General features: G+C 62.2%; 10 protein-coding genes. All 10 read right to left on the bottom strand.

Going from position 1 to position 12,260, the window contains the following annotated elements:
* Nucleotides 1-68 precede the first annotated feature (68 nt).
* The 10 genes from GO988_RS17170 to GO988_RS17125 all read right to left on the bottom strand — a co-directional run bounded on the left by GO988_RS17170 (nucleotide 69) and on the right by GO988_RS17125 (nucleotide 12,240).
* The gene (locus GO988_RS17170) at nucleotides 69-956 is read right to left on the bottom strand and encodes an SDR family oxidoreductase (protein ID WP_157567802.1); all 888 of its coding nucleotides are present in this window, start codon (nucleotides 954-956) and stop codon (nucleotides 69-71) included.
* A gap of 109 nt (nucleotides 957-1,065) precedes the next feature.
* Nucleotides 1,066-1,995 (bottom strand): helix-turn-helix domain-containing protein, encoded by a 930-nt coding sequence (locus tag GO988_RS17165; RefSeq protein ID WP_157567800.1) that lies wholly within the window; start codon nucleotides 1,993-1,995, stop codon nucleotides 1,066-1,068.
* 111 nt (nucleotides 1,996-2,106) lie between these two features.
* Nucleotides 2,107-2,487, bottom strand: a complete 381-nt coding sequence (locus GO988_RS17160) for a heavy-metal-associated domain-containing protein (protein ID WP_157567798.1) — start codon at nucleotides 2,485-2,487, stop codon at nucleotides 2,107-2,109.
* 72 nt (nucleotides 2,488-2,559) lie between these two features.
* Nucleotides 2,560-4,875, bottom strand: coding sequence for a TonB-dependent receptor plug domain-containing protein (locus tag GO988_RS17155; RefSeq protein ID WP_157567796.1), 2,316 nt, complete (start codon nucleotides 4,873-4,875; stop codon nucleotides 2,560-2,562).
* Between the two features lie 73 nt (nucleotides 4,876-4,948).
* Nucleotides 4,949-5,413 (bottom strand): hypothetical protein, encoded by a 465-nt coding sequence (locus GO988_RS17150; protein ID WP_157567794.1) that lies wholly within the window; start codon nucleotides 5,411-5,413, stop codon nucleotides 4,949-4,951.
* Nucleotides 5,414-5,501: 88 nt separating this feature from the next.
* Nucleotides 5,502-6,446, bottom strand: a complete 945-nt coding sequence (locus GO988_RS17145; RefSeq protein WP_157567792.1) for a PEP-CTERM sorting domain-containing protein — start codon at nucleotides 6,444-6,446, stop codon at nucleotides 5,502-5,504.
* 156 nt (nucleotides 6,447-6,602) lie between these two features.
* The gene (locus GO988_RS17140) at nucleotides 6,603-7,658 is read right to left on the bottom strand and encodes an alpha/beta hydrolase (protein WP_157567790.1); all 1,056 of its coding nucleotides are present in this window, start codon (nucleotides 7,656-7,658) and stop codon (nucleotides 6,603-6,605) included.
* 151 nt (nucleotides 7,659-7,809) lie between these two features.
* A complete protein-coding gene (locus tag GO988_RS17135) occupies nucleotides 7,810-9,108 on the bottom strand; it encodes a glycoside hydrolase family 5 protein (RefSeq protein ID WP_157567789.1) in 1,299 nt (432 codons plus the stop codon).
* Between the two features lie 162 nt (nucleotides 9,109-9,270).
* Entirely contained in the window at nucleotides 9,271-10,725 is a 1,455-nt protein-coding gene (locus GO988_RS17130; protein WP_157567787.1) for a glycoside hydrolase family 30 protein, read from the bottom strand.
* Between the two features lie 45 nt (nucleotides 10,726-10,770).
* The gene (locus GO988_RS17125; protein ID WP_157567785.1) at nucleotides 10,771-12,240 is read right to left on the bottom strand and encodes a glycoside hydrolase family 30 protein; all 1,470 of its coding nucleotides are present in this window, start codon (nucleotides 12,238-12,240) and stop codon (nucleotides 10,771-10,773) included.
* Between the last annotated feature and the right edge of the window lie 20 nt (nucleotides 12,241-12,260).

The following is a 12,260-nucleotide window of genomic DNA, read 5'->3' as shown; positions in this document are numbered from 1 at the left end:
AGCACTACTGGTAAGGAGCCATGCGTTGTGCGTTGTAGCTTAAGGACGACCTAAGCTAGCCAGCGGCACTACTGCTTAGGGTGAAAGTAATGCCCTTGTTCGAGGTCGGCCAGGAGTGAAGGATGGCTGGGGCGCCAGCCCAATTGCTGCTGCGTTTGTGCGCTGGAAGCCGATAGGTCTAGGCCAACGAAGCGCCCCATCCAGCCAAAATGCTCGGCGGCCTCCTCGGGGGATTTGGCAACTACCGGCAGGTTCAGATGCTGGCCAATAACGGCCGCGATGTCACGCATGGCAATGCCCTCATCGGCCACCCCGTGGTAGCGGCCGCCGGCTACCCCCTGCTCTAGCGCTAGCCGAAAAAGATGGGCCGCATCGAGCCGGTGCACGGCGGCCCAGCGGTTGAGCCCGTCGCCCACATAGGCCGCCTCGCCCTTTTGGCGGGCAATGTCGATGAGGGTAGGCACGAAACCATAATCACCTTTGTCGTGCACCGAGGGCGATAAGCGTATCACCGACGCCCGCACACCCTGCGCAACCTGCGCCAGCGCTGCCTGCTCCGACATGCGGAGTGAGGCGGCGGGGGCGTCGGCTTCGGTGGCGGGGCGGCCTAGGTTGAAGCCCGCCAGCCCGGCCGCAACAACGAGGGGGCGGCCGGCATCGGCCAGCGCCCCGCCAAGCGCCTCAATGGCGTGCCGGTCCGTTTCGCCCGCGGCGGCGTAGGCGGAGAAATCGTGTATAAAAGCGGTGTGAATAACGCCATCGGCCGCGGCCGCGCCGCTGCGCAGGCTGTCGAGGTCGTCGAGCGAGCCCCTGTGCGCCTCGGCGCCCGCGGCGGCTAGCGCTTGGGCGGCTTTCTCCGAGCGGGCGAGGCCGAGCACCTGGTGGCCCGCGCCGAGTAATTCTTGCACGATGGCGGAGCCGATAAAGCCCGTAGCGCCGGTAACGAAAACACGCATGTGGTGGTCCTTTAGAGATGAGTAATTTTTACCCTGCAAAGGTCCAGCGGCCGGCCGGGGGTAGGGTTGCGCCAGTCAAACCGTCTACTGAATAATTCAAACAACCGGCCTACTCACGGAAATCACCAGGGGTAAGACCAGCCTGGCGCTTAAAGAAATTGCAGAAATGCGCCACATCGGCAAAGCCCAAGCTATTGGCGATTTCTGAAACAGTCCAATTTGTTTGCTTTAGCAAAATCTTGGCTTCCTGCGCCACCCGGCTGCCAATGAGCGCGGTGGTGGTGTGGCCGGTAGTTTCCTTCAGCACCCGGTTGAGGTGGTTGACGTGCACGGCCAGCTGCGCGGCATAGTCGTTGGCGGTGCGTAGACGCAGCTGCTGCTGCGGATTTTCGAGGGGAAATTGCCGCTCCAGCAACTCAGCAAAAAGCGCGGCTACCCGGGCCGAAGCCGAGTGGGTAGGGGCTACTGCCGGGCCGGGCTGGAGCTTCTGCCCGAAGTGAATCAGCTCCACCAAGTAGGCCCGCAGCAGGTCGTACTTGTAGGCATAATTAGACGAGATTTCTCGCGCCATCTTCTCAAAAATGGCCTCAGCCACTGCATATTCGTCGTCCGTTACGGCCAATACCGGGCAGCCGCCCGGCTGAAAAACCGGCAACTCATCCAGCACTACCCCTGCCTTGGTGGGCAAGAGAAATTCATCGGTGAAGATGCAGAAATACCCGGCCTGTGCCGCGTCTTGCGGCAGCCAGCGGTAGGGCACGCGGTGCGTGACAAACCACAGGGCCCGCTGTTCCACGTCAACTACTTGGTCGGCGTATTCGACCCGGCTGCGCCCGCGAATCAGGCTGATTTTGTAGAAGGCCCGCCGGTCGAAAGTCATGGGCGGCCGGTTGCGGTTAGCGAGCATCAGGTCCGCCACGTTGAAAACGTTGAAATGCCCTACTTCCCGCTGCGGACCCGGCGGCAGCAGCGTGTCGGCCGCGGCACCGGCCACTGGCGCCAGTTTGGTATACAGCTCTTCGAGGGGGATAGCCTTCATAGCAGGAAGTTGTAAAAATCAAAGGTAAATAAGAAAGGCCGCCCAAAGAGGCGACCTTTCTGACGTCCACAAAATCCGTGCAATCTGCTAAAATCCTCGTTAATCCGTGGTCTAGTGCGCGGCGGCCGTTTTCTTGCAGCAGTCGGGTAAACGGTCGTAGGCCTTGGCATCGGCGGTGAGGTCGTCGGCGTCGTAGCCGGTTTTCAGCACGGCGGTGCGCAGGGCGGTGGGCGTGGTTTTATCGGGGCGATACGTGACGGTCAGGACCTTGCTAGGCACGTCGAGGTTAGCAGCTTGCACGCCTTTTTCGTAGGCCAAGCTTTTTTCGATGCGCGCCTTGCACATGTCGCACACGGCCGAGGTTTTGAACTGCACCAACTCGGTGCCTTTGGCCTTGGTGGCGGCGAGGGAGGTAGGGGCGGGCGTAGTTTGGGCCTGCGCGGCGAAGCTAGTACCAAGCAGGGCGAAGAAGAAAAACGAAAGAGCTTTCATAAAGTAGAAAATCAATTAGCTGAGAAATAAGTTGCGAAAAGACGAGTAATAACCCGAAGCTGTTTGGTGCTGCTACTCAATGCGGTAGCGCAAGCCAGCGTAGGTAAGGCGGCCGTACACGGGGCCCCACACCATGGCCGCATCAAAGCCCGCGCTGAAGGGGGTAGCGGCATTCTGAATAGGGTCGGGCTGCCGGTAGTTGGTGAGGTTCTCGACGCCCGCGTACACCTCCAGGCGCTTGAAAGCGCGCGTGATTTGGGCATTGAGCAAGGCGTAACGCGGGGCGTATTCGAGGCCGGCGGTGCCGGTGCCGTGCTGGTGGCCGCCGCCTACCCCATCGGCCGGGAGGTGGGCCAGCGGGCGCTCGCCAAACCACTGCACTGTGAGGTCGCCGCGCCACTTATCGAAGGCTGTGGCGTAGCCTAGGTTGAGGAAACCGCGGTTTTGGGGCGTGAGGGGCTTGGGCAGCAGTTGGTTGCCGCCGTAGGTGCTTTGCACATCAAGCCACTTGTAGGCGGCTTTCACTTGCAACCCCTTGGCCGGCTCGGCCTGCACTTCGGCCTGGAAGCTGCGGGCAAAGGAGCGCGTGCCGGGCTCCAGGTTGTCGAGAATAACAAACTCCGGCGTGGTGTACATATCGGCCACCAGCTGGTTTTGGAAGATAGTACTGTAATAATCAGCCACGAACGTAGCCTGCCGCCCCAGTAGCTGGAAGTACTGCGTGAACGAGCCGCCCACGTTCCAGGCCTTTTCGGGCCGGATGTTGGGGCCGATGTAGAAGCCGCGGGCGCTGGCCAGCAGCGAGGCATTGTCGGCAATAGGGTTGGGCACCCGAAAGCCGCTACCCCCCGATAAGCGCAGCGAGGTAGCTGGGGCCACGTCGTACTTCAGGTTGAAGCGCGGCGTGATTTGCCAGCCGTAGAGGTTGTGGTGGTCGGTGCGCAGGCCCAGCACGGCGGTCAGGTTGTGGGCGTTGTTGTAGGTGTACTCGGCAAAGGCGCCGGGCACGCGCTCGGTGCGCAGGCGGTCTTGGCGAGCCGCTACCACCTCGGGCGCGCCAATGCTGAGGCGCTCGCGGTAGTCATCATATAAAAAGCTCAGCCCCGCCCGGTAGGTGTGCATGGTATTGCCTATCACGCTCTGAAACAACAGGGTAGCTTGGCCGGTGTTCTGGTGGCCGTCGTACTGGCGCGGCCCGGCCGCCTGCTGAAACGAGTACGTAGAGGCAAAGTCGTGGCTGGTGCCGTTGGCCAGCAAGCCGAGGCTCTGAAACGGCCGGCCGGGCCAAGTGTAGGAAGTGCGGGCCTGCGCCGTGTAGCGGGTGGTAGTTTGGGTGGTGCCGTAGGCCGCGCGGTAGGCGTCGGGGGCGTCTTCGCGGAAGCCAACCTGGCCGCCCTGGCGGGTTTCGTGCAGGGCGCCTACCCCCAGTTCGGCCACGAGGCCGCCCGACTTATACTTCACCTTGTCGTAGCCGTTGAACTGGGTGGCCAGCGGCAGGTCGAGGAAGCCGTCGCCGTTGCGGTCCACGCGGTTGCCCAGGTGGTCGTTGTGCAGCAGCAATACATTGCTCCATTTCGGGGTGAGGCGCACCGACGAAATGGCGTTGAGGTCAAATTTGCCGAGGTCGTTGGCGTAAGCATTCAGCAGGAGCTGGTCGGTTTTGTCGGGCTCTTTCAGCTGCACATTTACCTGCCCCGATATGCCCTCGTAGCCGTTCACCACCGAGCCCGTCCCCTTAATAATGTCGATGCTTTCAATCCAGGGCCCGGCCAAATAGCCCAGCCGATAAGGCGCCGATAGCCCGCGCAGCGCCGGCTGGTTGTCGATGGTTAGCAGCGAATACGCCCCGTCGAGGCCGAGCAGCTGAATCTGCTTGGCGCCGCTCACGGCGTCGGCGGTGCTCACCTCCACGGCGGCGTTGGTTTCGAAGCTCTCGGCCAGGTTGCAGCACGCCGATTTGGTGAGGTCGCGGGCGCTGAGCGTCTGCATATTGGTCACCGAGCGGGCCGAGTAGGCGGGCGGGCGAACGGTAACGGTTACTTCGCCCAGTGAAGCATTGCCCTTCAAGCGCACGCGCAGGTAGGGCGTGCCGCTGGTGGGTACGGCCACCGTGTCGGCGGTATAGCCCAAGGCACTGACAATGAGCCGGTGGCTAGCTTGCGCCGGGAAGGGCAGCACAAACGTGCCCGCCCCAGTAGTGGTGGTAGTGGGGCCGCTGGTGCCGCCCGGCAGCAGCCAGCGCACTACGGCGCCCGGTAAGGGCGTGGCGCTCCCGGCGTCGTGCACTTCGCCGCGGGTGGCCGCGCCGCTCTGAGCGCGGGCCAGTAGGGGCAGGCCACCAAGTAAAAGGAGGAATAAGCGCGGACTATTGCCGCTGATAAAACGCATATCGATTGAAAGTTACTGCTTGAAAAAACATACGACCAACTTTACCAAGCTGGACTGCCTTCTTCAGCAATAACTAGACGATGAGCGTGCAAATGCGCGCGAGCAGCACGCGCCCCGCCCTGGGCACGCCGGGCGGCGACGAGTTGGCGGCCGTGCCCACGGCTACGGCCGCTGCCAGTGGTGTAGCCACCAACTGGCCGGCCCACAGGGGCGTCGGCAGCAAGGCGGGGGGTAGGCTTGGCGGCGGGTTGGGCAGCCACTTGGCTAGGCTAGCGGCCGGCGCTTGGGCATTCAGCTTGTGCTGCGAGTGGCTGACGTCGCAGCAGCCCGTGGCGCGGCGCTTGCTGCAAGGCCGGCCGGGCTTGGCGGGGGTAGGGGCCTCGTCGCTAGGCGGCGCCAGGCCGGGCAAACTCAAGGCTACGGTGCTGCGCCCGCTGATGCGGCAGCGGTGGCGCTCGGCTGTGAGCCCCACCGACGTGGCCAGCACCAGCAGCGCCAGCAAGGCACTCAGCAATCGATGGGGTAGGGGGCGCAACATAGCCTCGCAAAGGTACGGCCCGCGCCCGCCCGTGGCGTACACCGCCCGCCCTACAAGGTACAGAATTTGGGCTACGCCCGCACTCCGCCTACTTAGCGGCGCGCACTTGCTTGTAGGCTATGCGCTGGAGCTTAGTGGCTACCTCGGGGGCAATGCCGAGCGCGGCCGCCGCTTGCTCGTGGGCACCCAGCTTGCGCGGGTCGTAGCCCGTAACCTGGGCCAGCACCACGCAAGCATTGAGGTAGGCCCCGTAAATGCTGGGGTGGTACTGGTCGCGGCCCCAGAGGTCTACCTTGCCCGCCTCGGGGGTGTAGGGGTTAGGCATGGCCACGCCCTGGCGCACGGCGCGCAGCCAGGCATCGCCGGCGGGCGCTACGCCGGCAAACTGCTTGTCCTGCGCGGCCTCCTGGTAGTAGGCGCGGTGTAGGTCGGTGGCCATCGAATCGAGGGGTAGACCCGAGTACCCTTTGCCGGGCTGGTAGGTGAGGTCGGCCCGCGGCCAGGTTTCGTAGAGGTATACTTGGGCGGCGGGGTTGGCGCTGTGCACGGCCTGTTCGAGGCGGGTAGCGTACTCAAAAAAGCGTGCCGGCTGGCCGCCGTGCCGTGCGGGCACCGGCCCGGTGCTGTAGTCGTGCAGGATGACGGTGTTCCACCGCGGCTGCTGAATAATGGCCAGCGCGCTGTCGTAATGAAACTTCAGCGTTTGCCCGCTGATGGCCTCCAGGTGCACCTCGTAATTCAGGCCAGCCTCATCGGTAAGCTTCTTGAAAATGCCCGGAATGCCGCCCCACGGGCCCTCCTCGTGCTCGTACTGGCGGCGGCGCTGCCCCGTGCGGTTAGGTTTAAAATTCTCATCCGTAATGGCCGCCGCATTGTAAGTGAGCACCGGCTGGAATGCCCCGTGAAAAAAGCTATTGCCCACGAATAAAATCACGGTTGGCTTCGGGGAAGAGGGCGCTTGAGCAACTACTGGCTGGCTGAATAGCGCGGCCAGCGAGCCCAGCAGGGAGAAACGCAGCAAGGAAAAAGGCATTTTCAGAGAAATAAAAGGGATAGCAAGCTAACGAGATTCCGGCAAGACAGTCGCGTTGATGCCGAGGCTAAGAACATCGGTGCGACGCCAGGGGGTAGCAGGCCTGCCGCGCCACAAGGCACTCGCCCCACCCATATTCCCTGGCGTGGCCCTCAGCTAGGGCGCAAAATCCAGGTACTTATTAAAGAAAGGCAGCACCTGCTGGTACAGCCGCCCCGTGGGCCCCATGATGCGGCTGCCGTGGGTGCCTTCGTACTCCTCGGCCGAATGCCGAATACCGTAGACCGTGAGCAGGCTGCTAAAATTGCGGCACGTGGACGGAATGTGCTGCACCTCATCCTGGGCGCCCCAATCGAAGGCCAGCGCCCGCAACTGGCGCAAGCTAGCCGGGTGGATGGGCAAGGTGTAGGTAGGCGTGGCCAGCACCCAGCGCGCCAGCACCGCATCGCGCCGGGCCACGCTGTCGGCCGCCAGCGAGCCAGGTAAATTGGCGCCAAATGGCGTATGCTGGGGGTTGGGCGAAAAGGCGCGCGCCAGCGACACCGTGGCCAGGGCTGGGTAGCTGCGCTGCACCTCGGCCGAAGTGGTAGCGCGCAAGGCCTGCGGCAAACCCGCGCCCGGCAAAAAGCTAGGGTGTGGCCCCACGAAGGCTGGGCTCAGCGCGTAGGCTGCTGCCCAGGTGCCGGGGTAGGCCAGCGCCAGCCGCAGCGTGCCCCCGCCGCCCATGGAGTGGCCGGCTAGCCCCCGGCTACCGGGCTTGGCCAGGGTGCGAAATTGCTTGTCAATGAAAGCAATAAGCTCGCGGGCCGTGAAGTCGGCCCAGGGCCCGTTGGTGGCCGAGTTGACGTACCAACTGCCGCCAAAGCGGGTTTGCTCGTTGGGCACCACCAAGATGAATGGCCGAATTTGCTTGGCAGCAATGGCCTGGTCGAGCAGCGCTTTCATGCCATCCTGGTTGAAAATCAGGCTGTCATTCCACGTAAAGCCGTGCAGGTAATAAAGCACCGGGTAGCGTTGCTGGGCCTGGGCATCGTAGCCAGCGGGCAAATACACGCTCACGCGGCGGCGCGGGTTTTCGCCGCCTGGGTTGCCGTGCAGCAGCTTCGAGTCGAGGTACGTGACGACTACGCGCCCGGCGGGGGTAGGCGCCGGGTGGGCCGCTAGGCGGAGGCTGGTTAGCAGCAGCAGAACAACTATGGAAGTTCTCATCATTCTATACAGGCGGCCAAAAAAGAACGTCCTGCTGAGCTTGCCGAAGCATCTTGGCCGCCTCGTTGAGTGGCTATCCAACGACTCAAACAAGATGCTTCGGCAAGCTCAACAGGACGTTCTTTTTTGGCCGATTCACTTAGTTGTTACCTCCTTACTTCTTCAACTCGGCCTTGAGCGCGCTAATAACGTCGGGGTTCGGCACGCAGTTGGCGAACTTGATATTCTCCAAAATCACCGGCAAGTCGGCGGCGCTTTTTACATCGACCAGGTAGGGCGGCTTGATGCGCAGCAGGGCCGCAATCGGCTGGTCGTTGAAGCGCTTATACGTCCAGTTGCACCAGCCAATGCCTACGCTGTTGAGGTTGTGGGCGGCCTCGCCCATCCACTGCGCCGAGTTTTCGCCGGTTTCGCCTACCCACACCGGCACCTGCTGGCTCTCGCGGAAGTGCACCAGGTTGCTGATGGCCCCGAGCTGGTTGGCATCGGGGTTGCTGGCGTCCACGGCATTGCTGAGCGGGTACTTGGGCAAGATGCTGTAGCGGTGCGAGTTATACACCAAGTTCTCTTGGTGGGTGAAGGTCTTTTTCTCTATCGCGTTGTAATTATTGCCAAATCCGTTGCCCTCTAGCAGCAGCAAATGCTGGTCGCCCTGGGCGCGCACCGTGTTGATGAGCCGCTCCAGCATGGCCTGGATGGGCGGATTGCCGCCCGGCACGTTGTTGGGCTCGTTTACGAGGTCGTACATCGCAATGCGGCCGTCGTTCTTGTAGCGTTTGGCCAGGGTAGCCCACAGGCTATTGGTCATATCTTGGAACACTGGCTCCTTCCAAAAGTCGAGGGGCTGCAAGGCGTCGGCAATGTTCGAGTCGCTGCCTTGCGCGCCGGGCGCGGCGTGCAGGTCGAGCACCACGTAGAGTTTGTTGGCGGCGCACCACTCCAGGGTTTTATCAATCAAGCGGATAGCCTCCAACTGCTGCGGCGCTTTGAACAGCTCGCCCTTCTGCTGCCACTGCTTCAGCTGGGCCACGTAGCTGGCATACGGCACCGTGCCCCGAATCACGCCGTTGCGCACCGCGCGCTGCGCCGGCGTCAAGAACAAGTCGTAGTGCAAGGGTAGGCGAATGCAATTAAAGCCTTGCTGGGCAATGAAATCAATGTCCGCCTTCGTAATAAAATTGTCGCGGTACTGCTGGTAGAATTTCTCCACGGCCGCGTCGCTCATCCCGGCTTGGTAGAGCACCTTTTTTACCGAGCCCTGGGTGCCGCCGTAGCCGGGCTTCATCATGTAGCCCTCCTGCAAGAGCCAGCCGCCTAGGTTCATGCCTTGCAGCAGCACCTCGTGGTGCTGGGCATCCACTATTTTGGGGCCTTCGGCGCGAAGCAGGGGGGTAGCGGTGGTTTGGGCAAGGGTGGGGAGGGCGGCGAGGAGGGCGAGAAAGAGGAGCTTCATGTGGGGTGGGAAAAGGGAGGGTAAGGGCCACAAAATCAAAAAAGAACGTCATGCTGAACAAAGTGAAGCATCTCGCTCGTACCGCCTAGGTTGATGACCTAACGATGCGGTAGAGATGCTTCACTTCGTTCAGCATAACGTTCTTTTTTGGTTTATACGCAGTTAATTAATGACGTAAGTAGCAATGGAATGCGGCAGGCTGGTGGTAGCGGCGGCCTGGCCTTTTATCCAGAGCTGAAATTCCTGCTTCTTGTCGCTGTTGTTCATCACCACCACGGCCACTTTGCCGTCGGTGTTGCGGAAGGCGGTGGTTTGGAGCCAGTCGCGGTTGGTGGTGGTAGCAATGCGCGTGGCACCGGGGCGGATGAACTTCGAGAACTGCCCGATGTAGTAGTAAGCGTTGGTGTAGATGAGCTTACCGGTGCGCGTATCGGCGATGATGGGGGCGAAGCAGAAATTGCCCACGTGGTTGGGGCCGCCGGTTTGGTCGAGCAGCACGTTCCAGTCGGTCCAGCCCACGGTGCCGGCGTTGAAGTCGTTAATCATCGAGTTGCCGTAGCGCTCGCCCAGCTTCCAATCGTTCACCTGGTCGAAGTTGAATTTCTCGACGCAGCCCTCCGTAAAGATGAGGTTGGTGTTGGGGAACGTCTCTTTTACCCGGCGCTCGTTGTCGAAGAGCGGGCCGCTGGTGGTCCAGGTTTCGTACCAGTGGTAGCCGATGCCCCACACGTACTTGGCGGCCTCAGGGTCGTCGAGCACGGTGCTGGCGCGCTGGTACAGCAGGTCGCGGTTGTGGTCCCAGGCAATGAGTTTTTTCTCGCCCATGCCGCCTTTTTGGAGCGTTGGCCCGAGGTATTCCTTAATAAAATCGCGCTCTTCCTCGGCCGTGTACAGGCACGATTCCCACTTCTGGGTGGCCATTTCCTCGTTTTGCACCGTGAGGCCCCAAATCGGGATGCCCTGCTTTTCGTAGGCCTCGATAAACTTGACGTAGTGGTTGGCCCAGGCCTGCCGATACTCGGGCAGCAGCTTGCCGCCGTGCAGCAGGTCGTGGTTGGTTTTCATGAAGGCCGGCGGCGTCCAGGGGCTCACAAATAGGGTGAGCTTACCCCCCGCCGCGGCCGTGGCTTGCTTGATAAACGGAATGCGGTACTTCTCATCGGGCTTCACGCTGAAGCTCTTCAGGTCCTTATCGCCCTCCTTGATGTAGGTGTAGCTGGCGCTCGAAAAGTCGCAGCTGCCGATGTGCGTGCGCGCCAGCGAATAGCCAATGCCCGACGTGCCATTGTAGTAGGCCTGCAAAAACTCCTGCTGCTGGGCCTTGGGCAGCTTAAAAAACGTTTCGGCCGAGGCATCCGTCAGCGCCCCGCCAATGCCGAGCAGCGTCTGAAACTGGTGCGAGGGGTCCACAAACACGCACACCTGCGTTTCCACGGGCTGGCCCGCGGGCTGAAAGCTCAGGGCCGCGCCGGCCGTCAGGCGCTGGTCGGTGCCCTGGGCGGTGGTGTACACTTGCGCCTGCTTGCCAGCGGCCGAGTAGGGGGTAGGGGTTTGGGCGGCGGCGCGGCCCAGGCCGAGGGCCGTAAGCAGCAGGGTAGGGAAAAACTTAGGGGTCATAAAAAGTGAACGGGTGGGTAGAAAGACGCGCGGCGGGCTATTGCCCTACCAAATGTAGGTAGCCACCGCGCCCAAGGCCAGCGAAGTGCTCACCACCTTGCCTTTATACTGAATGTTGAATTTCTGCAAAGCCGAGCCGTTGTTCGCCACCACCAGCACGCGCTTGCCGCCGGGCGTTTTGTAGGCCACGTTGGGCAGGCCGGCCGGCAGGTTGGTGGCCACTCGCACCGCACCGGGCCGCACAAACTTGCTGGCGTGGGCCACGCTGTAGTAGGCGGGGTTGCGCGTCACGGTATTGCCGTTGATGGTGACGGCGCCCAGGCACTCGGTGCAGCCGCCGGGCGTGTGCGGGCCGTAGTTCTGGTCGCTGGCCAGGTTCCACTCCAGCACGTTGCGGCTCCAGTTGCGGGGCGCGCCGATTTCGAGGTTGGTGGCGTGCCAAAGCACGTCGGCAGCAAAGTTGCCGGGCGCCTGCGTCCACTGCTCGGTAAAGTACACGTTCTTAGCGGGGTAGGCGTTGTGCACCGTAGTAAGCGCCGCAATGGTGCCGCCGTAGAGGTGGAAGGCCGAGCCATCGATGAAGGGGCTGGCCGCGGCATCGGCAAACACCGCCATGGGGTAGCCGGGGTTGTCGGCGTTGTGGTCCCAGGCAATAATCTTAGTAGTAATGCCTGCCGCTCGAAATGCCGGCCCCACAACCTTCACAAACGCGGCCTGCTCGCCCGATTCCATCACCATGCTGGGGGTATTGTCGGGGTTCAGCGGCTCGTTTTGCAGCGTTACTGCGTCGATGGCAACGCCCTGCGCCTGCATTCCCTGGATGTAGCGCACAAAATACCGGGCATAGGCATCGTAGTACTGCCCCTGCAAGTGGCCGCCCTTGGCAGCGTTGTTGGTTTTCATCCAACTCGGGGCCGTCCAGGGCGAGCCCAGGATTTTGATGTTCGGGTTCACCGCCAAAATCTCCTTCAGCACCGGAATAAAATACGCCTGGTCGGGTGCCAAGCTAAAATTGGTGAGCGCGGGGTCGGGCTGCGCCGCGTCGTCGTAAGTATACACCTGGTCGTTGAGGTCAGAAGCTCCAATGCTCACGCGCAGGTAGCTAATGCCCAGCGATGTACTGTCGGTAGCAAACAGCTCCTTAATGAGCGCGGCCCGGCTGGCGGCGCTCATACGGCTCATCACTTGGGCGCTGCCCCCAGTGAGGCAGTAGCCAAAGCCGTCCATCGTTTGGTAACTCTGGGTGGTATCCACCACAATGGTCGGGTCTTGGTTGGTGTTGGCCGCAAATTGCAAGCTCACTTTCTGGCGGCTAAATAGCGCCGACTGGTCGGGCAGCGTCAGCCACTGCGCCACCTGCGAAGCCGCAGTAGGCGTCGGCGTAGTGACAGGGGGGGTAGGGGCAGGCGGCGTGGGCGTGGCGGTGGCCGCGTCGTCTTTTTTGCAGCCGCCCGCTAGTAGCAGCAAGGCAAAGGCGCCCGCCGCTAAGCGGTGGCAAGGGGTGGGAAGGGGCATGAGCAAGGGGAGGGGGGTAG

The sequence above is a fragment of the Hymenobacter ginkgonis genome, assembly GCF_009755225.1.
In the GTDB taxonomy this organism is placed as follows: Bacteria; Bacteroidota; Bacteroidia; order Cytophagales; family Hymenobacteraceae; genus Hymenobacter; species Hymenobacter ginkgonis.
The sequence above is the reverse complement of the archived record's forward strand: the minus strand, read 5'-3'. Positions and strand labels throughout refer to the sequence as shown.

Bases quoted from the DNA above. Each gene is read 5' to 3' on its own strand.
- GO988_RS17160 (WP_157567798.1), bottom strand. From the start codon at position 2,487: ATGAAAGCTCTTTCGTTTTTCTTCTTCGCCCTGCTTGGTACTAGCTTC.
- GO988_RS17135 (WP_157567789.1), bottom strand. From the start codon at position 9,108: ATGAAGCTCCTCTTTCTCGCCCTCCTCGCCGCCCTCCCCACCCTTGCC.
- GO988_RS17145 (WP_157567792.1), bottom strand. From the start codon at position 6,446: ATGCCTTTTTCCTTGCTGCGTTTCTCCCTGCTGGGCTCGCTGGCCGCG.
- GO988_RS17165 (WP_157567800.1), bottom strand. From the start codon at position 1,995: ATGAAGGCTATCCCCCTCGAAGAGCTGTATACCAAACTGGCGCCAGTG.
- GO988_RS17170 (WP_157567802.1), bottom strand. From the start codon at position 956: ATGCGTGTTTTCGTTACCGGCGCTACGGGCTTTATCGGCTCCGCCATC.
- GO988_RS17130 (WP_157567787.1), bottom strand. From the start codon at position 10,725: ATGACCCCTAAGTTTTTCCCTACCCTGCTGCTTACGGCCCTCGGCCTG.
- GO988_RS17140 (WP_157567790.1), bottom strand. From the start codon at position 7,658: ATGATGAGAACTTCCATAGTTGTTCTGCTGCTGCTAACCAGCCTCCGC.
- GO988_RS17150 (WP_157567794.1), bottom strand. From the start codon at position 5,413: ATGTTGCGCCCCCTACCCCATCGATTGCTGAGTGCCTTGCTGGCGCTG.
- GO988_RS17125 (WP_157567785.1), bottom strand. From the start codon at position 12,240: ATGCCCCTTCCCACCCCTTGCCACCGCTTAGCGGCGGGCGCCTTTGCC.
- GO988_RS17155 (WP_157567796.1), bottom strand. From the start codon at position 4,875: ATGCGTTTTATCAGCGGCAATAGTCCGCGCTTATTCCTCCTTTTACTT.